The sequence below is a fragment of the Patescibacteria group bacterium genome, from assembly GCA_018896215.1.
GTDB lineage: Bacteria > Patescibacteriota > WWE3 > 0-14-0-20-40-13 > 0-14-0-20-40-13 > JAHINB01.
On sequence record JAHINB010000003.1, the window covers coordinates 38,619 to 56,513 of the forward strand.

Genomic DNA, 17,895 nt, shown 5'->3' on the forward strand with positions numbered 1-17,895 from the left:
ACCGTGGACTACCAATCAATCCTGGATGTTTGTAGAAGTCAGTTTGAGGCTGATGCGGCGCGAACCGCATCTGTCGGAGGTTCCGGTACCCTTGCACTGGACAAGCGTGGAGGCATCGGTTTTCCCGAGGCCCTCACTTGTGTTTGCAACGATCGGATTCTTCGATTCGAAGAGGTGTCAACGCCATTTGGGGATGTTCCGATGGTCAAACTCTTCGCAGTCAACGGCCAACCGGTCGTGCGGATTCCGATGCACGGTTGGCGATTGCCAGTGGCGACGCTCGAACACACTCAAGCAACCTTTTGGCTACTGGATCAGCTTGGCGTTCATCAAGTGCTCGTTGACGCTAGCGTTGGTGGGATCGGAGCCAAACCCATGGATGTCGTCATCCCCGATGATGTCTACAACCACGAGCCTGCCAAGATCGCTATGGCAAAGTTGGCCTTTGAATTGGGAAGAGACCCCTGGGTTCGGATGTATCAACCCTTCTGTCCCCGCTTAAGAAGCAAGTTGGTTACCTCAGTTCGTCAGGTTAAGACGGAAGGTCATGAACTTGGCGATCTCGTCGACGGCGGGGTCTACTGGACCACGCCTCTTGGTCCGTTTGAAACGGCTTTCGAGATAGCCACCTTCAAGACTCTTGGGGCTACCATCGTTGGCCAATCATCGGGGCAGGAAGCCCTAGCCGCTCGTATTCTTGGAATGTGTTTGGCTGTGGCCAACCCGGTTGTTAACTTTGCCGAAGGGCTCAACAACGCAGGCTGGTCTGGGGACAAAGGCATGGATTCCATGTACGAAGCCATCTCTATGCCCATGGCCCTCATGGTTTACTACACTCTTGAGCGAATCGTCAGCCAGACCCGCACCTGCGACTGCCAAACCATTGCTCACAGCCCTGATTTAGCTGGGCTGACATCGTAATTAGGATTAGGAGGAACCTGTGTCCAACATTCAAGTCCTAGCTACCGAGAGGCAAATCAGGCAAGCCGTGAGAAGGATTGCTCGAGAAGTCTCTCGGCGGTACCAGGAGGAGTCGATTCTTCTGGTTGGAGTTCTCACCGGCGCTTTCGTTTTCATGGCGGATCTGGCGAGGGAGCTCTACCGTATGGGGATGACAGATGTCGAAATCGAGTTCATCGACATATCTTCGTATAGTGGTACGGAGTCTGGGCAGATCCGTTTCGATCGTGACCTGACCGTTCCCATCAGCGGTCGGCATGTGGTGATTGTGGAGGATATCATCGATACCGGGGCAACGCTGGCGTTCCTGTTGAAGCTCCTCGAAGTCAGGGAACCAGCCAGTTTGATTGTAGTTGCCCTGTTCAACAAGGTCACCCGGCGGGTTGAAACCCTCCCGTCAGAACGGATCATAACGGGAATTGACCTGCCTAACAAGTTCGTGGTCGGCTACGGTCTTGACCGTAACGGAAAGTTTCGGCATCTCCCTTTTGTGGGGATTGTCGCAAGTTGAGGAGAGAGACCAACGACCAGTTGCTTGTGGATGCTTTCACAGACAACTGGTCGTTATTTTTTTATCAAGTTGCAAATTACCCTTGACAAGAAATTTTTTGTGAATGTATAGTTAAATCCCAGAGTGCCTAATTACAAAAAACGAAAATTAAAATCGCAAAAGTTTCTGGAGCCAAAAAGGCTCCTTTTTTTTGTCCCAAAGATATTAAAATACGGTTTTGTTTATAAAGTCTCCGCGGGTTTGCAAATTGATTTAAACACGGTTATTAAAAAGACTCCCAAAGGCTTTGTTGAACAACACTTATGCGATCACAATTGCAGTTTAGACTGCGGTAACTACCAATGCCCCGCCGCGTTTACAGAAAACAAAGGGGCAGATCCAAAAAGTTTAATGAGTTTAGAGGAAGTCCAAAAATCTCTTAAGGTTGCATTAGAAGGGCTAAAGCTGGCTAACAAACTGTTTTTGGAAAAAGAATTTAGCAAGTACTGTGCCGACTTTAAAATACCAGGACAGGTTCAAGACGAAATCAGGGAAACGCTAAAAAACGGTGGTTACGAGCTTAACCTTTTTGGAGGAAACCCCGAACTCCACCCAAACTTTTTGGAAATCGTAAAAAACGCCAAAGAAATGGGTTGGGTCGTTACGGCCACAACGACAGGTAAAAAGTTCATCTACAATGACAACTTTGTTCGAGGGTTTTTGCGGAACCCACCCGATCTTTTAGCTATGTCGGCGGACGATTACGAAGACATTAACGAGCTGAACGAACTTCTTAAGATGAATGCCGAGGATCTTAAAAAATATTGGCAGAAGGCTAATCCGCTTTACGGTCAAAGAAAAAAGGCTTTCGAATCTTTATATGTAGCTAAAATTTCTAAATCGCTCAAGAGCTTTCCTAAAATACTTTTTAATATCGTAATCCATCCCGGAAACCTGCCCCACATTTTCAAATTTATCAGCGCCTTAAGGCAACGCTTTCCCAATATCATCATAAACCCCTATCCGGCGCAATCCAGCTTTTGTTACGAAAGTCCTGTTTGGAAAACAAGGCACCTCTTACCTTTAGAAAAGGTAGTCGATTACATGATCCAAAACCAGACAAATTCCAGGGAGAAAAATTTTGTTTCCAGGCTTCATTATTGGCTTGTTTTAAAAAGCGTGTTTCTTACCAAAATGAGCAACAAAGACAGAACAAAACTTCTTAGTGGATGGGGAATCTGGAGTTGTTATAAAAATAGCGGGGCGGGGAGATACCTTCAAGCGGGATCTTCAAACATCATAAAAAAAGAAGTTTTCAGAGTGGGTGGTCATCCGGGATGTTTTTGGAATCGCCAGACTGTAACAGAAGCATCGAAACAACTCTGGACTATGGACAAAAAACAAGTGGTTCGTTATTTAATTAATTCTAAAATTACGCTCCCAAAAACCGCGCCAAAACCCTGCCCGGGGTGTATTATGCCCCGCCTGATGTTTGATGGCATTTCCACGGAATTAGGGCTTTCCTCTAAATTGATTCCGGCTTATTTAAAGTTACGAAAGGAACATTATGGTTTTTAAAGTCGACCACCCTTTTATTACAGATTCCTTAACGCATTTAAGAGACCAGCAAACGGAACTGGCAAAATTTAGAAGGTATTCTAACAAGCTCTGTCAGTTATTGTTTGCCGAAGCAATAAGAGGTTTAGATTTTAATGAGGTTGATATTACCACACCGTTGGAAATAACTATCAAATCAAAAAAACTTAAAGATGAGGTGATTATAATTCCCGTTTTGCGATCCGGTCTCGCCATGCTTTTTGGAGCGCTTGATTTATTGCCCAAATCAAAAATTGGTTTTATGGGGTTAGAAAGGGATGAAAAAACCGCTGTAGCAAAGGAATATTACTGCAAACTACCTAAAATAAGAGAAAATTCTGTGGTTATTATTACCGATCCGATGTTGGCAACTGGGGGGTCAATTTTGCAGGTGCTAAGAAAGTTACGGGGCTTTAAACCCAAAGACATAAGAATTGTAAGCGTGGTTTCGGCTCCCGAGGGAATAGCGTTAATTCAAAAAGAGTTTCCCAAGGTGGCTATTTTTACTTCTGCCGTGGATGACCATCTTAACAATAATAAATATATAGTTCCTGGCATTGGCGATTACGGCGATCGCTATTTTGGAACAAGCGTCTAACATTTTGTTTCCAAATACCACCTTCCACAATTTTGCTATACTAGATAGTAGAGTGAAAAATCATCGAAAAAGAAAATATAAAAATATTGTTATTGTTGTAATAAGCTTGGTTTTTGCGTTTGTTCTTTCTCGCGTAGACGCCTTTCATTCTTTGCTATTAAGCCTGGGGGGGTTGGGGTATATTGGCGCCTTTATTGCCGGTATTCTTTTTGTTTCTACTTTTACCGTAGCCACGGGATCTTTAATCCTTTTAATACTTGCCGAAACTTTATCTCCCATAGAACTAGGGTTAATTGCTGGACTTGGGGCTGTTGTTGGGGATTTACTTATTTTTAGATTTATAAAAGACGGTTTGGCAGAAGAAATCGAGTTGGTTTATAACAAAATTGACGGTGGTCCCCACCTTAAAAAACTTTTGCATTCCAAATACTTTAATTGGATGCTACCCGTGATGGGGGCAATAATTATTGCTTCACCACTACCCGATGAATTAGGCGTGAACCTTATGGGTCTTTCCAAAATAAGCACTTCTCGATTTATTCTTCTTTCTTACTTTTTGAATTCCCTGGGAATATTTTTAGTTGTTTCGGCATCGGTGTTTATTAAACCCTAGAAAAATTATGCTACTAAGTGACCAAGGATTGTCTAGCAAAGAGGTTGCAAAAAGACAGCACAAATATGGTTTAAATGTTTTACCCGAAAAACCACCCTTGGGAAATTTTTTTCTTCTCCTGCGACAACTTAAAAACCCATTAATTTATGTTCTACTCTTGGCGGGAGCAGTGACTTTAATTATTGGGCATTTTCCTGACGCTACAATTATTTTACTTGCCGTAGCTGTTAATACTGTTTTAGGATTTATTCAAGAAAAAAAGGCTTCTAATGCCCTGCGAGCCCTAAAAAACTATGTTACTAGTTGGGTAATTGTGATTCGAGATGGAAAGCGCAAATCGATAAAAACTGGGGAAGTTGTTCCAGGGGATATTGTAATCCTCAGCCAAGGGGTAAAGGTACCGGCTGATGGCAGGATTGTTTCCGCCAACCGTTTTTATTTAGATGAATCCGTACTTACCGGAGAAAGCGTGTCTGTAAAAAAATCCCCAAACGAGCCTGTTTTTATGGGAACAACAGTTTCTTCTGGGCAGGCCACAATGCTGGTTAAAGGTATTGGGGCGAGTACTAAGATGGGGGCAATTGCCTTGCAAATTCAAGAAACGGAGGGAGACACTCCCCTTCAAAGACAGCTTAAAAGGTTTAGTCAACAATTAGTTTTGGTGGTAGGTGTGTTGATTACTCTTGTGTTTGCGATTGGCATTCTTTATCGGTTCAGCGTTATGGATATGTTTATTACCTCGGTAGCTTTGGCAGTGTCGAGTATTCCAGAAGGTCTAGCCGTTTCGTTAACAGTGGTGTTGACTATTGGAATGCAAAAAATTCTCAAGCGGCGAGGTCTGGTAAAAAAACTTGCCACGGCCGAAACTTTGGGAGGAGTGACGGTTATCTGTGTTGATAAAACAGGAACCCTAACCCACGGAAAAATGAAAGTCGTGGATGTAATTGGAAATAAAAGAGATCTAGCGGAGCAAGTATTATTGGCAAACGATTTAGACGATCCAATTGTTATTTCGGCGTTCGAGTGGGGGCGAACAATAATTAGCGATTTTGTTTCTGAACATCCGCGACTTGATAGCTTACCCTTTTCTTCTAAAGAGAAATTCTTTGCTAGTTTAAACAAATGGTCGAATAATAAAAACAAACTTTATGTAAACGGAGCACCCGATCTCCTGCTTAAGTGGACAACCCTATCGGAAAAAGAAAGGAATGAGGTTTACTCTGTCATAGATAACCTTACAAAACAGGGTAAGCGGGTTATCGGGTTTGCCCAAAAAGATGTTTCTGGCAACAAACGCGATTTAGAAAACTATAACATCAAGGAGGATCTTGTGTGGGTTGGGATGCTGGCTTTTTCTGATCCTGTTCGTGCTGGAGTCAAAGATGCCTTGGAACAGGCAACAATGGCTGGTGTTCGTACGATAGTTGTTACAGGAGATTACTCTAAGACTTCGGAGTTTGTTATGCTGGACTTGGGAATTCCTCTTAAAAGCTATGAAATTATTACCGGAGATGAACTAAAAACTCTTTCTGCTGGTGAGCTTGCTAATAAAGTTAAAACGGTGCGCTTGTTTGCCAGAACCACGCCAGATCAAAAATTGGCAATTGTAGAGGCGTTAAAGAAAAACGGTGAGATAGTGGCAATGATGGGAGATGGAGTAAATGATGCCCCAGCGTTACATGTTGCCGATATTGGAATAGCCGTAGGCGAAGCTACCGATGTTGCTAAAGAATCTGCGGATTTAGTACTTCTGGATTCTAACTTTTCTACAATAGTCGGGGCAATAGAGGAGGGGAGAGCGATGTTCGAAAATATTAGAAAAATTATTCTCTATCTAATGTGCGACGCTTTTTCGGAAATCGTAGTTGTCTTGGGAGGTATTGTCTTGGGCCTACCTTTGCCAATAACTGCCGTACAAATTTTATGGGTCAATCTTATTTCGGACGGGTTTCCCGATCTTGCGCTAACAATTGATCCAAAAAGGGCAACCATTATGAAGGAAAAACCCCGTTTTTCTGGGGAGCATTTGGTAAACAAATGGATGGCTACTCTTATTGGATTTGTAAGTTTAGTGGCTGGGGTAATCACCTTAGGCGCTTTTATAATCGTATATAGCGTGTCTCAAGATATTAATACAGCTCGTTCCATGGCTTTTATAGTGTTAGGTTTAAATTCCCTTGCTTATGTCTTTTCGGTCAGAGCGCTTATGACACCTTTTTGGAAGAATCATCTTTTTGAAAACCGTTGGTTAATTGTCGCGGTTGTTGCTGGATTCGGATTACAAGTGTTGCCGTTCTCGTCCCCTAGTTTAAGACAGTTTTTTGGATTGCATAGTCTTAATTTAATATATTGGGTAGTGGCAATAACTCTTTCGGTTTTGATGTTTTTTGTAATAGAAGTATTTAAGTTTGTTTATCAACATAGAAGACGGTTGTACTACTAAAAGGAGGTGATATTTTTATGAAAAAGCTAATTTTTGTACTTTATGTATTTTTGGTCTTTGGTTTTGTTTCTTTAGTTAACGCTAAAAATGAGGATGCTGGAAACCAAAATCAAATTAAGACTCAAAATGCGGGTGAGGATTCCAACATTAAAACTAGCAATCAAGAGCAAGAAAATACAGGAATGCCAAAGGGGGCATCGCCACGAAGTGAAACTGCCAAAGAAAACATGGGCGCGGTTTCTTTAAAGGTTGAGGAGTTACTCACCACCAAAGTTACACAAGGAGGTATTGGTGAACAAGTAAGACTGGTGGCTCAAGAGCAAAAACAAGCTCAAGATAGGATCAGTGCCGGGCTGGAAAAAATCGACAGCAGGGGCGGTCTGCTTAAATCTTTAATTGGTCCCAACTATTTGGCTCTAAAGAATATGCAGGAGCAGATGGAGCAAAACAGGTTGCGGATTATGCAACTTGAGAAACTTGAGATCCAACTTGTGAATTTGGGCGATGCGGCTCTTGTGCAAGAGACAATTCAGACACTAACCGAGCAAAACACAGCACTTATAGATAAGGTGGCTTTGGAGGAGCAATCTAGCAGTTTGCTGGGGTGGTTATTTAAGATTCTGGCTAAGTAGATGCACTATATCTATCTGGTGCGTTGTGTGGATAATTCCTTGTACTGTGGGCAAACCACGGATTTGTCTCGTCGTGTCAATGAGCATAATTTTGATGGTAAAAAATCTGCCAAGTACACCAAAGGCAGAAGACCAGTAATTCTCGTCTATTCTGAAGAATTTGCCACATTCTCTGAAGCCTTAAAACGGGAATTAAAAATTAAACGCCTTCCAAAAGCAAAAAAGGAGGTCTTGGTTAATTCGGGATACTCCCATGAAAAACGCAATTATTTTATTGGAATTGTCCCAAATGGGACAGACCCGATTTAGACAACCAGTTCTTTTTAGTAAGTATCGTGGGAACTATCAAAACTGTAGTTAGAGACCAGAGACCGACCAAGTATCCGGCTAAGACATCAGTTGGGTAATGGACGCCTAAATAAACTCGGCTAAATCCGATTAGTGTAACCCAAATACAGACACCCATTACGGAATATAATTTAATCGATCTGCTTTTACCGTAACGGGAAATGTAATAAACAATCATTCCATAAAGAAAAATATTGTTCATAGCATGACCCGAGGGGTAGGAAAAATCGTGTAGTACCGTCAAAGCGGAAACATTTGGGCGCGGTATCATAAAAATTAATTTTAGTGCGTGGTTTGCTATTTCCACAATTATTAGCGACAGGGAAAAAATCACTGCATCTCTTTGGTGTTTTTTAATAACTAAAAATAAAACTACCAAAAGTGATATCACTATCCCAGCGTATATGTCACCGAGGAAAGAAATCACAGACATCACAGTCGTCAAAAGTGATGTTCGTAAAGAATAAACAAAAAATGAGAACGATTGATCAAAGCTGTGTGTTTTTCCTGTTAAAACAGCAAGCGTTAGCAGAACGAATAATGAGAGGAGAGTTAGATTTAGAAGAATCTTTTTTGAGTAAGTCATGAGAAAACGGTTTGAGACTTTTTAAGAAAGAATCGTTTTATTTTCTCCCAATCGTAGTCTTTTAACATTGTAACCTTATCTTGAGCGTCATCAAAATAAGTTAAACTTTTAGCCAAATGGATAAAGTTATAATTTTTTTTGGCAACCTTTTCTCTAAACATTTCTAATAACCCATCAAGTGGAATAACTTCTTGGGTTATAAAATAAAGGTCCACAAAATCTTTTTTAAGTCCTCGACCCGAAATAGCATCCAATTTCATACACCCAACATCTACTGGGTTTGCAATGCTAATACCTAAAAAATCATCTGTGGGTTTTAGAAGAGGCAACTCGTAATAAAAAAAGCTTAATTTTGTCCCATTAAAATTGCCCAAGAATGTTTTTGTGGTTTGCACATCTACAGTTAAAGTTCCAAGGGAAGAAAGGGAATTAACAATTTGGAACAGATCAAAATTTTTGTTGGAGAAAAAGTCCAAATCCTCCGAAATTCGATGACCTAGGTTTAACGCCAGAGAGCTACCTCCCGCAAGGTAAAAATCTTTGGCAAGACCCGATTTGCCTAATAAGGCCAGATTTTTTCTAGTTGTTTCGTTAAGGGCTTTTGGAAACATTTTGTTTGGTCCTTTGGGATACCAAAATAATATGTCCAGTAATTGGCGCTTTTTTTTGATATTTCCCTTGAGTTTATTAGCGTTTCAACGATTAAGTTTTTGTCAAAATTGGCAAAAAGCCATTCAACAGCTTTTGTATCTCCTAAGTCCAGAACTCTTGAGATAAGATGGGGATAAAATTCTTTTTGTGCGGGGTTATCTAATTTTGCTTCCCAAAAGTACTTTTGGATGTAATTTGGTATTTCCATAATGGTAACTATATTTTACCACGATATTAGTTACACATGATATACTTTTTACATGCAAAACATTGTTATCTGTGGGGGACACCACAATTCTGCCTTACCACTAGCCAAAAAATTTAAAGAAAATGGTTACCAGGTAATTTTCGTGGGGCACAAAACCACGCAAAAAAATAATCGCGAATTGAGTAGTGAGTATAAAGAAGTTACTGGATACGGTTTTTCGTTTGTAAATCTTATTGCACCCAAATTCTATAGAAACAAAAATCCCCTAAAATATTTTCTATTGATATTTTCTCTGGTCAATGCTCTTGCGATTTTAATTAAATATCATCCTAAACTGGTTTTAAGTTACGGGGGGTATTTGGCGGTTCCAGTATGTTTAGTTGCAAAAGTATTGCAAGTTAAGATTGCTACTCACGAGCAAACAGTAACTATTGGAATGGCGAATAAACTAATTGCTAAAGTTGCAGATAAAGTTTTTCTCTCATGGTCCACGACCATTTCCCTTGGTGAGAAATATCACTTCGTTGGTTTACCGTTACGGGAAGAAATACTTTCTATCCTACCCCGCAAAAAATACGGTGAGTTTAGGACATTATTTATTACTGGTGGAAAACAGGCAAGCCATATTTTTAATGAGTTTGTATTTGCCAATATTGATAACTTGGTATCTCAATTTAGAATTATCCATCAAACAGCTAAGAATTCCCAAAACAACGACTATAGCCTAGCGCAAATCTTGATGGAAAAATACGGTAAAAATAAATATTTGGCGTTTGATTATTGTTACGGGGAAGACTACAGCAAAGTGCTACAAGAATCCGATTTTTTGCTCTCGCGATCGGGGGCTCACATTACTTACGAAATGGCTCATCTTAAAATTCCAGCAATTTTAGTTCCTATTCCTTGGGTTTCGCAAAACGAGCAAATGTTAAATGCCCAAACGGCAAAAAACTATTTTCCTAGTGTAATTTTGGAGGAGAAAGATTTAAATTGGGAAAATTTCATCGATTCCGCTACAAAGTTAAAAGAAATTACACATCAAGATAAACATTACAAGACTGTACCAACAGATGCTGGGGAGAAAATGTTTGAGATTTTGTCATCTAATTTATGATACCTTTGCGTGATCACAACTACCACATCACCACTCCCATAATCACCAACATTATAATTGGTCTTAATGTGGTGGTTTTTTTGTTCACACTGCTTGCTCCCCACGGTTTGGGGGATTATATTGCTTACTCGTACTCAATTATCCCCGCTCGTTTAGATTTAATTACCCTTATAACCTCGCAATTTTTGCACGCCAGCTTTGGGCATATTATTGGCAACATGTTGTTTTTACATATCTTTGGCCATAGTTTAGAAGACTATTTCGGGCATGTTAAGTTTTTACTTTTTTACCTTTTTTGTGGGGTTGTGGCCGGTCTTGGTCAAGTTGCGGTTTCTCCAGGGTCGCTAGTTCCAATTCTTGGGGCAAGTGGAGCAATTGCTGGTCTTATGGGGGCTTATTTGGTGCTGTTTCCCTATTCGGAGGTTGATGTGTTTATTCCCTTTGGTTTGTTTTCGCAAACTGCCACGGTTTCGGCAAAGTTTATGCTTTTATATTGGGTTGGAGCGCAATTTTTGTATGGAATTGGATCAATTGGTATTGGCGGGGGTGGAATTGCTTATACAGCGCATATTGTAGGTTTTGGAATAGGTTGGCTTATAGCGAAAAAACTGCCACCCAAGCCCGAAATTATCCCCCCCAGTAGCAACTATTGGCAATCAAGATTTTGATGTGAAAATATAAAATATGAAAGTGCTTATAATCAATGGTTCACATAGAAAAGGAAATACGGATATTATTACTAACAAAGTAAAAGAAGAGCTCGTAATCAACCAAATAGAAACAATGGAACTTGTTCTAAGAGATATAGAAATAAAACTTCCCGATGGTTGTGAGCAGTGTGCGAATGGAGGGGTTTGTCCAAATGTAAAAGACGAATTTTCGGAAAATATTGAACCTGCAATAAGAGATTACGATATTTATATTATTGCAACTCCAACTTGGAGTGATAATGTCACACCCCTAACGAAAATATTTTGGGACAGAATTGTTTCTTGGTGTAGCGAAGATAAAATGTATTTAAAGAATAAAAAACTAGCGGTGATAACTCACGGAATGGCAAATGATAAATCCTGGGACAATGTTATAAACTGGGTTAAAAGCATTTGTGTTTGGGAACAATGCAAATTTGGTAGTAGTTTAACTGCAAAATCCGGAGGAAAAGTTGGCGATATTGAACTGAAAGAAGGTAAAGTAAAGAGCTTTGTTTTGGAATTAATAAAGCAATAAAACCTTTCTAGGTAAAGATACTATTTAGGCTCGGAGCCAAATTGAGCCTATTTTTTTTGCTACAACTACAACATTAAAACCGCACTTCAAATAATGCTTTAATGGCAAGATATTATCGGGTACTACCCGATTCGGGTAGTACCCGCATTCCGACAATGAAAAATCTCCTTTTGCACATTCAGTTATCTATGCAGTCGTCGACAATTTGTCGACGACTTAATTCGTGGTAAAATTCAACCATGATATCAAGACAAAAGATAGAAAAAATTAGAGAAATTTGTCAGTCACAACCAATTGAATTTTTGGGTCTTTTTGGTTCCATGGCAAGGCAGGAACAAACCAAAACCAGCGATGTAGACTTACTTATAAGGTATCAAAATACCAGCCATCCAAGTATTTCCGACCATGTAAGAATAGAAGATCAGTTAGAAAATGCTTTAAAAAGAAATGTTGATTTGGTAACCGAAAAATCTTTAAACGAGAGGTTAAAACCCTATGTTTACAAAGACCTTATAACCATATATGGAAAAAGATGACGCTGTATATTTGGATGATAAAGAATACCTTAAGCTTGCTATAGAAAACTCTAAAAAATCAACGGATGCAGGTAATTTTCCCGCCGGGGCATTGGTGGTAAAAAACGAAAAGATCCTATCTTCCACTGTTAGTTCTCCTTACCCTGGTCTATTTCACGCCGACTCAAAAGCAATTACGGAAGCTTTTAGTAAAAACGGTTATTTAGAAGGGTCAACACTATACGTTGGTTTAGAATCTTGTTTAATGTGGTACTAGCATAGCCTACTGGGCAGGGATTGAAAGGATTGTTTATGCCGTTTCCAAATCTGAAGTGTCTGGTAATTATTACGAAATGTCAGAGAGCAATCGTCACTTGTTCGAGAGATTCAACAGAAAAATAAAGTTCGTACATATTAGGGGGTTGGAAAAGGAAGCCTTAAAGATTATTAGGCAATGGGAGATAAAGCAAAGCAACTAAATCAACATCTCTTTAGCAATTTCGATTCTTTTTAGGGTTTCAGATTTTCCGAGCACTTCTATTACTTCTCCAAGCGGAGGAGAGAAAGAACCGCCACAAAGAGCAATTCGAATAGGCATAAAAAACTGGCGGGGAGGTGTCCCCGATTCTTTTTGGAACTTGTGAAGCTCTTCGTCAATCTCTTTGGCAATCCAATGAGCGGGCTTTAAGTTGCTTAAGTAAGTTAAGTTAGTTGCGGTTAAGGGAGCCGACAATTTTGATTCTGAAAGCATTAATTTTATCAGCTCCTCCTTAGGCGTTTTTGTCTCATTAAAAAAATACCCCGCCAAATCCCAAAATTCATTAAGTCGTTTTAGGCGGTCTTTAATAAGAGGTAACACTTTATCCAATATCATCCCATCAAGATTTTTAATTGTAGTATCGAATTGAATTAATTTGTTTTTTAATTCCTCAACAGAAAGGTTTCTAATATAAACGCCGTTTATCCAATCAAGTTTTACAATATCAAAAACAGGGGCAGCCATCCGAACATCCTCAAATTTAAATTCTTTAATCATGGTATCCAAATCAAAAATTTCTTTTTCTTTATCTCTGCCCCAAATAGTTAGTGCCAAAAAGTTAATTAAAGCCTCTGGAAGGTAACCCTGTTCCTTGTACCAAAAAACCGAAGTGTGACCTTTGCGTTTAGAAAGTTTACTTTTATCCAAATTTCTAAATAATGGCAGATGAACCCAAATAGGCTCCTGCCATCCAAAATAGCGATATAAAAGAACATGTTTGGGAGCTGATGACAACCACTCCTCGCCTCTTATCACATACGTTATTCCCATCAAATGATCATCCACTGTAGCAGCCAGATGGTAGGTTGGAAATCCATCGGATTTAATTAAAACCTGATCGTCAACAGAGTCGGAATTAAAGTGCACATCGCCTCTTAGCAAATCTTTAATCACAAGATCTTCGTTATCAGGAATAATCATTCTAATTACAAAAGGTTCCCCATTTTCCACTCTCTTTTTGGCTTCTACAGGATTTATTTTGCGACAGGTTCTATCATACATTGGAGGAAGTCTGCTTTCTTGTTTTTCCTTTCGTATTTGTTCCAGCCGTTCCTTAGAGCAAAAGCAATAATAAGCCCGACCCTTATCAATCAACTGTTTGGCGTGCTCTTGATAGATTGGTAGCCTTTCTGATTGTTTATAAGGACCTTCATCATACTTGAGACCCAGCCAGTCCAGGGCATCAAAGATTGCTTTTTCTCCTTCGGCAACATATCTAGTTTTGTCAGTATCCTCAATCCTTAAAATAAACTTTCCGCCAGATTCCTTTCGTGAGTACACAAAATCAAAAATTGGTTGTGAGATATTACCCACATGCAAAATTCCCGTGGGGGATGGGGCAAATCTGGTTATTATCATATTTCAAATTGTATCATAGAATAGAAGTATGCCCCCGCAAAGTTCTAGCGTACTCATTGCAAGAGGAAATAATTTAGTTGGTCGCAAGCTTACCGAAAGGCTGCTTAGTAGTGGCTTTAAAGTTAGTCTAACTGCTACCCCATCACCTTTAGAAGAAATAAAGCTAAAGCCTTTTTTAGATAATCCCAATTTTAAACTTTTAGCTTTAGGCAATATCGAAAAGATTAAAAAGGAATGCAACGATACCAAAGTTATCTACTATTTTATTAATGAGGCACAGCTCGATCCTAAAGAAACCCAAGATTTTGACAATATCCTAAATTTTGCAGTAACAATCAAAGCTCGGGTTATTTTAGTGTCTGATTTGTCTGTCTATCAGGGTGTTGTTTCATCTGCCAGCTTAGATGAATATTTTGGTACCAGCGAAAACGACGAAAAAAGATTTTCTCAAGTAGAGCATAAAAGATATTTGGAGGCGGTGGCATGGAAAGTCTTTAAGAACAAACAATTAGACTTAGCTTTAGTTCGGCTATCTACTGTTTACGGTTCCCAAATGGAATTTACCCAGTATCCAATGGGTTCTATGGTTAAAGATGTGTTAGAAAACCGCCCAATTGTGGTAAAGGGTAATGGGCTTTCGAAGCACTACTTTATGCATGTTGATGATGCAACAGAAGCGTTAATTAAAGTTTCTAGTCTTAGCGACTTTTCGGGAAAAATTTTAGTTGCAATTGACAAAAATCTTGTTGCCGAAATAGAAATTGCCTATCTGTTAAAAGCACTATCCAAAAAGAAAATCGAAATTAAATTTACTCCTGCAACAGACGAAATTGTGTTTACCGAACCACCCGCCTTAGATTTTGTGGATCTAAAAACAGTAGGTTTTTCTCCCAAAATTTCTTTAAAAGAAGGGCTTATGGGGGTGCTAGAGTACTACGGTTTTTTTAATTCTCTTCCCATTGTGGAACAAGTCTTACCACAGGCTAGCTCAAGTTCAAAAAGTTCCTTGGAAGGGGTAGAGGGGGATAAGAAAGAGCAGAAGGATAAGGTAGGGAAGGTTAGGTTTGCTTTAATTTCAATTGTTCTTTTTGCTCTGCTTGCACACCCATTAGTTTATACAGCTAAAGCTTATTTCGGGATTTCCTATTTTTACAAGTCTCTTAATTTTTTAAATGAATTAGATGTCGAAAAAGCGCAGTACAATGCTGCAAGAGCTTATAGCTTGCTCAAGCAAACATCCAAACCTCCTGCCTATTTAAATTACTTGCAGTTATCTAGCTTTCTAAAGGTCCATCTTTATGCGGTAACAGCAGAGATTAATTATTTAAAAGCTTATGATGCTTTTCCTGCAAATTACGAGGAGTCCGTTGCTTATACAACACTTGCTGACACCAATTTAAGTCTGGCGCAAACAGAAAGTAAAAAGGTTTCCCAAAATTTCTTAAAGTCAAAAATGAACCAGCTTTTAAATCTTAATAGCTTATCAGTTTTGACCTCTAACCTTCCAGATCTTGTTAAGTCTTTGTATCAAATTATGGGATACGATAAACCAAAGTCGTACATCTTGTTATTTACCGATACCGCAAAACTGCGACCTACGGGAGGTACAATTGTTTCTTATGCCAAAGTATCTTTGGATAAAGGAAAGGTTATAAGTGTAGATGTAGATGATGGGAAAGCTGTGGATGGTACGCTACAAGAAAAGGACCTTCAAACAAAATCCCCCGAGCCTCTAGAGGTCTTACAGAAAGAACCAAATTTTGTCTTTTCTGACATGTTATGGGAACCCTTTTTTCCAAGCAACGCAGGTTTTATTTTAGATACATTTAACAATATGGATAGAAAGGAATATTCGGGGGTGGTATCTTTAAATTCTCAAATATTTAGCGAGTTGCTAAATGTAACTGGTGAAATTTATGTTTCCGCCAACGATCGATTGGTAAACGCGAACAATGTTCAAGGGGTGCTTAAATCGTATTTGGAGCAAGAAGGCAACGGTGTTAGTTTTGGGAATAAGTCTTTTGTTTCCAATTTAGTTTACAATATTTTCCAAAAGCTTCTAGAAGGAGGTTACTCCCAAAAACACCTCCTTAGTATTTTGTACAAAAATTTAAGCCAAAAGCAAATTTTGGCTTACATTCCGCAGACCTCATTTTTTTCCAAAATGAATTGGGATGGAAACACTCAAGCGGCGTCCCGCGCCGACTATCTTTTTGTTGTAGATGCTAACCTGTCGGGGGCAAGAACTAACGATTTTATTAAAAGGGATATCTCTTATATTGTTAACAAATCCGATGTTGGTGACGGTCTTTCGTCGACCCTTACAATAGGCTATGGGCATACGGGAAAATCCAATGCTTGGCCCGGCGGATCGTATGTAAATTACTTAAGGGTTCTTGTTCCTTATGGATCAAAAGTGGTAGGCGCTAAAATAATTGATGCTACCAGCCAAAAAAGTACAAATATTTTAAACGGGATTGCTACAAACAAAAAAGGGTTTCTGACCAGTTTTGAGACAAGCTTTGAAATTAAAGCTCAAGAAAAAATTAAAGTGCAATTAGTCTACGATTTACCACTTACAGTTTTTGATTCATCCCGTATCGAAAAAGGTTATTCGTTGGTAGTTCAAAAACAATCGGGAACGGTAGCCGACCCTTTTAATTTTGTTTTTAATGCAGGTGCCGAATCGTTTAAGTCTCAAACGCTTTTAAGCGAGGACAGATATTTTGACATTAAACCTTAGAATCTAAAAATACTATTCCAACCTCTTATATTCTAGCGATTTTGTTTCAAAGTAGGTGGAGAAAATTTGTGGGATGCTGTTGCGAGATTGAATAGGGGAACAGGTCAAAATATCCACATGCAAAAGCATAAGTTCTGGCCAGGTGTGAATGGTCATATTGCTTTGACTAAGCACAAAATTAATTGTAATTCCGCCCCCAGGAAATTTTTTGTAGGAGCTGGTAACAGCGTTTAATTTAAGGTCCTTTAAAACTTTCTCTAGCCTTGCAATCAATTCCTTTTTATTTTCCAAAACCTTAATTGGAATCTCAAAGAGTCTTAGGGTGTGGTGCTCAATATAAGGAAATTTTGCAACGCTGGTATTTTGGTAGGTATAAATATCTTTCTCATTGTAATAAATAGAATCTGCCGTCGTGGTGTTAGTTGTTCTTAAAACATAAATTGAGCTTGCGCTTCCAATGCTCTTTGCTCCAAAATAGTGGTTAAATTTGTCAATTTTATCTTCGATGACTAAATTAAAAGAATTGATAATCTCTTGAATTTTTAGAAACCTCTCGTTCGTCTTAAAGCTTGCTCCAAAACATAAAAAAATGTATTTTCCCTCACCTTTTTGTAAACCCTCAATAGCCCGCCTTAAAAAGAGGGTAATTCCCATGGGGGTATAGGGTGGGTCGGTAATTACAGTGTCAAAATTTCCTGCTGATCTTAAAGGTTTTCTTAAGTCTGCTTCGACTATTTTTATCTCCCAACCACGAGATTCCTTCTCATCATTGATAATTTTAATGATATCGGGATCAATTTCGTAAACTGTGGTAAGACTGGGCTTTCCAACTAAATTTGCTGTAAGCGAGACCAAATCGTCGTCGCCCAGTATCAGTAGCCTTTTTTTGTCTAACGCCCCCTTGGTTTTCATGATCAGGGATTTGGCAACCGAAGTTTTGGGGGTGGCAAAAAACTGGTCGTATTCTCTTTTGGCAGTAAGTTTGTGTTTTTCTCTTACGATTTTAATCGACTCTTCAATCGCTACATCATCAAAGTTTACTAGACTCCAAATGTAGGGAGAAAAATCGTTATTGTTGATGAATTCTTTAGGAAGCCCGTTAATCTTGGTCAATAAGTTTTGGAGAGTCGCTTCGGGAACGCCAGTTTGTAGAATCAAATCGGAGAACTCTAATTTTCCAGCACTTTTAATTAAATTTAGAACACCTTCCACCTCGGCTTCTTTAAGCCCTGTTTGTTGTGCTAGTTGTCCGATTATTTTTTCCATGCCTCTGA

At 39.3% G+C, this 17,895-nt stretch carries 19 protein-coding genes; 14 read left to right on the forward strand and 5 right to left on the reverse strand.

The window, feature by feature from the left end; translation table 11 throughout:
• Positions 1–3: 3 nt before the first annotated feature.
• From KKF75_00460 to KKF75_00495, 8 genes are all read left to right on the forward strand, one after another.
• The gene (locus tag KKF75_00460) at positions 4–921 is read left to right on the forward strand and encodes a hypothetical protein (GenBank protein ID MBU4380678.1); all 918 of its coding nucleotides are present in this window, start codon (positions 4–6) and stop codon (positions 919–921) included.
• Between the two features lie 19 nt (positions 922–940).
• Positions 941–1,471 carry a hypoxanthine phosphoribosyltransferase gene (gene hpt, locus KKF75_00465; protein ID MBU4380679.1) on the forward strand — a complete coding sequence of 177 codons (531 nt, stop codon included), beginning with the start codon at positions 941–943 and terminating at the stop codon, positions 1,469–1,471.
• A 123-nt stretch (positions 1,472–1,594) separates the two neighbouring features.
• A complete protein-coding gene (locus tag KKF75_00470; protein ID MBU4380680.1) occupies positions 1,595–3,028 on the forward strand; it encodes a hypothetical protein in 1,434 nt (477 codons plus the stop codon).
• On the forward strand, positions 3,018–3,644 hold the full coding sequence (upp, locus tag KKF75_00475; GenBank protein MBU4380681.1) for a uracil phosphoribosyltransferase: 627 nt from the start codon (positions 3,018–3,020) through the stop codon (positions 3,642–3,644). The genes KKF75_00470 and upp overlap by 11 nt, the downstream gene beginning before the upstream one ends.
• Before the next feature lie 52 nt (positions 3,645–3,696).
• Positions 3,697–4,257, forward strand: a complete 561-nt coding sequence (locus KKF75_00480; GenBank protein MBU4380682.1) for a hypothetical protein — start codon at positions 3,697–3,699, stop codon at positions 4,255–4,257.
• Between the two features lie 7 nt (positions 4,258–4,264).
• Positions 4,265–6,700, forward strand: coding sequence for an HAD-IC family P-type ATPase (locus tag KKF75_00485; protein MBU4380683.1), 2,436 nt, complete (start codon positions 4,265–4,267; stop codon positions 6,698–6,700).
• Between the two features lie 17 nt (positions 6,701–6,717).
• Entirely contained in the window at positions 6,718–7,332 is a 615-nt protein-coding gene (locus KKF75_00490; GenBank protein ID MBU4380684.1) for a hypothetical protein, read from the forward strand.
• Complete coding sequence (locus KKF75_00495) at positions 7,333–7,641, forward strand: GIY-YIG nuclease family protein (GenBank protein ID MBU4380685.1); 309 nt, start codon at positions 7,333–7,335, stop codon at positions 7,639–7,641.
• On the opposite strand, the gene KKF75_00500 is transcribed toward KKF75_00495, so the two are convergent.
• The 3 genes from KKF75_00500 to KKF75_00510 are packed head-to-tail and all read right to left on the reverse strand — an operon-like array spanning position 7,604 to position 9,125.
• The gene (locus KKF75_00500; GenBank protein ID MBU4380686.1) at positions 7,604–8,266 is read right to left on the reverse strand and encodes a phosphatase PAP2 family protein; all 663 of its coding nucleotides are present in this window, start codon (positions 8,264–8,266) and stop codon (positions 7,604–7,606) included. The genes KKF75_00495 and KKF75_00500 overlap by 38 nt on opposite strands.
• On the reverse strand, positions 8,263–8,877 hold the full coding sequence (locus KKF75_00505) for a nucleotidyl transferase AbiEii/AbiGii toxin family protein (GenBank protein ID MBU4380687.1): 615 nt from the start codon (positions 8,875–8,877) through the stop codon (positions 8,263–8,265). The genes KKF75_00500 and KKF75_00505 overlap by 4 nt, the downstream gene beginning before the upstream one ends.
• Complete coding sequence (locus tag KKF75_00510; GenBank protein MBU4380688.1) at positions 8,826–9,125, reverse strand: hypothetical protein; 300 nt, start codon at positions 9,123–9,125, stop codon at positions 8,826–8,828. The genes KKF75_00505 and KKF75_00510 overlap by 52 nt, the downstream gene beginning before the upstream one ends.
• Before the next feature lie 52 nt (positions 9,126–9,177).
• On the opposite strand from KKF75_00510, the gene KKF75_00515 reads away from it, so the two are divergent.
• From KKF75_00515 to KKF75_00535, 5 genes are all read left to right on the forward strand, one after another.
• Positions 9,178–10,239 (forward strand): glycosyltransferase, encoded by a 1,062-nt coding sequence (locus KKF75_00515; GenBank protein MBU4380689.1) that lies wholly within the window; start codon positions 9,178–9,180, stop codon positions 10,237–10,239.
• Positions 10,236–10,907: a rhomboid family intramembrane serine protease gene (locus KKF75_00520; protein MBU4380690.1), complete on the forward strand. Its 672-nt coding sequence runs from the start codon at positions 10,236–10,238 to the stop codon at positions 10,905–10,907. Before KKF75_00515 ends, KKF75_00520 begins: the two co-directional genes overlap by 4 nt.
• Before the next feature lie 16 nt (positions 10,908–10,923).
• Entirely contained in the window at positions 10,924–11,466 is a 543-nt protein-coding gene (locus KKF75_00525) for a flavodoxin family protein (protein MBU4380691.1), read from the forward strand.
• A gap of 239 nt (positions 11,467–11,705) precedes the next feature.
• Positions 11,706–12,002, forward strand: a complete 297-nt coding sequence (locus KKF75_00530; GenBank protein ID MBU4380692.1) for a nucleotidyltransferase domain-containing protein — start codon at positions 11,706–11,708, stop codon at positions 12,000–12,002.
• The gene (locus KKF75_00535; protein ID MBU4380693.1) at positions 11,989–12,258 is read left to right on the forward strand and encodes a hypothetical protein; all 270 of its coding nucleotides are present in this window, start codon (positions 11,989–11,991) and stop codon (positions 12,256–12,258) included. The genes KKF75_00530 and KKF75_00535 overlap by 14 nt, the downstream gene beginning before the upstream one ends.
• Positions 12,259–12,456: 198 nt before the next feature.
• Here KKF75_00535 and KKF75_00540 read toward each other — a convergent pair whose 3' ends face one another.
• Positions 12,457–13,878 carry a glutamate--tRNA ligase gene (locus tag KKF75_00540; GenBank protein ID MBU4380694.1) on the reverse strand — a complete coding sequence of 474 codons (1,422 nt, stop codon included), beginning with the start codon at positions 13,876–13,878 and terminating at the stop codon, positions 12,457–12,459.
• A 28-nt stretch (positions 13,879–13,906) separates the two neighbouring features.
• Between KKF75_00540 and KKF75_00545 the strand changes: the two genes are divergently transcribed.
• Positions 13,907–16,621, forward strand: coding sequence for a DUF4012 domain-containing protein (locus tag KKF75_00545; protein ID MBU4380695.1), 2,715 nt, complete (start codon positions 13,907–13,909; stop codon positions 16,619–16,621).
• 12 nt (positions 16,622–16,633) lie between these two features.
• On the opposite strand, the gene KKF75_00550 is transcribed toward KKF75_00545, so the two are convergent.
• Entirely contained in the window at positions 16,634–17,887 is a 1,254-nt protein-coding gene (locus KKF75_00550; GenBank protein ID MBU4380696.1) for a bis-aminopropyl spermidine synthase family protein, read from the reverse strand.
• Between the last annotated feature and the right edge of the window lie 8 nt (positions 17,888–17,895).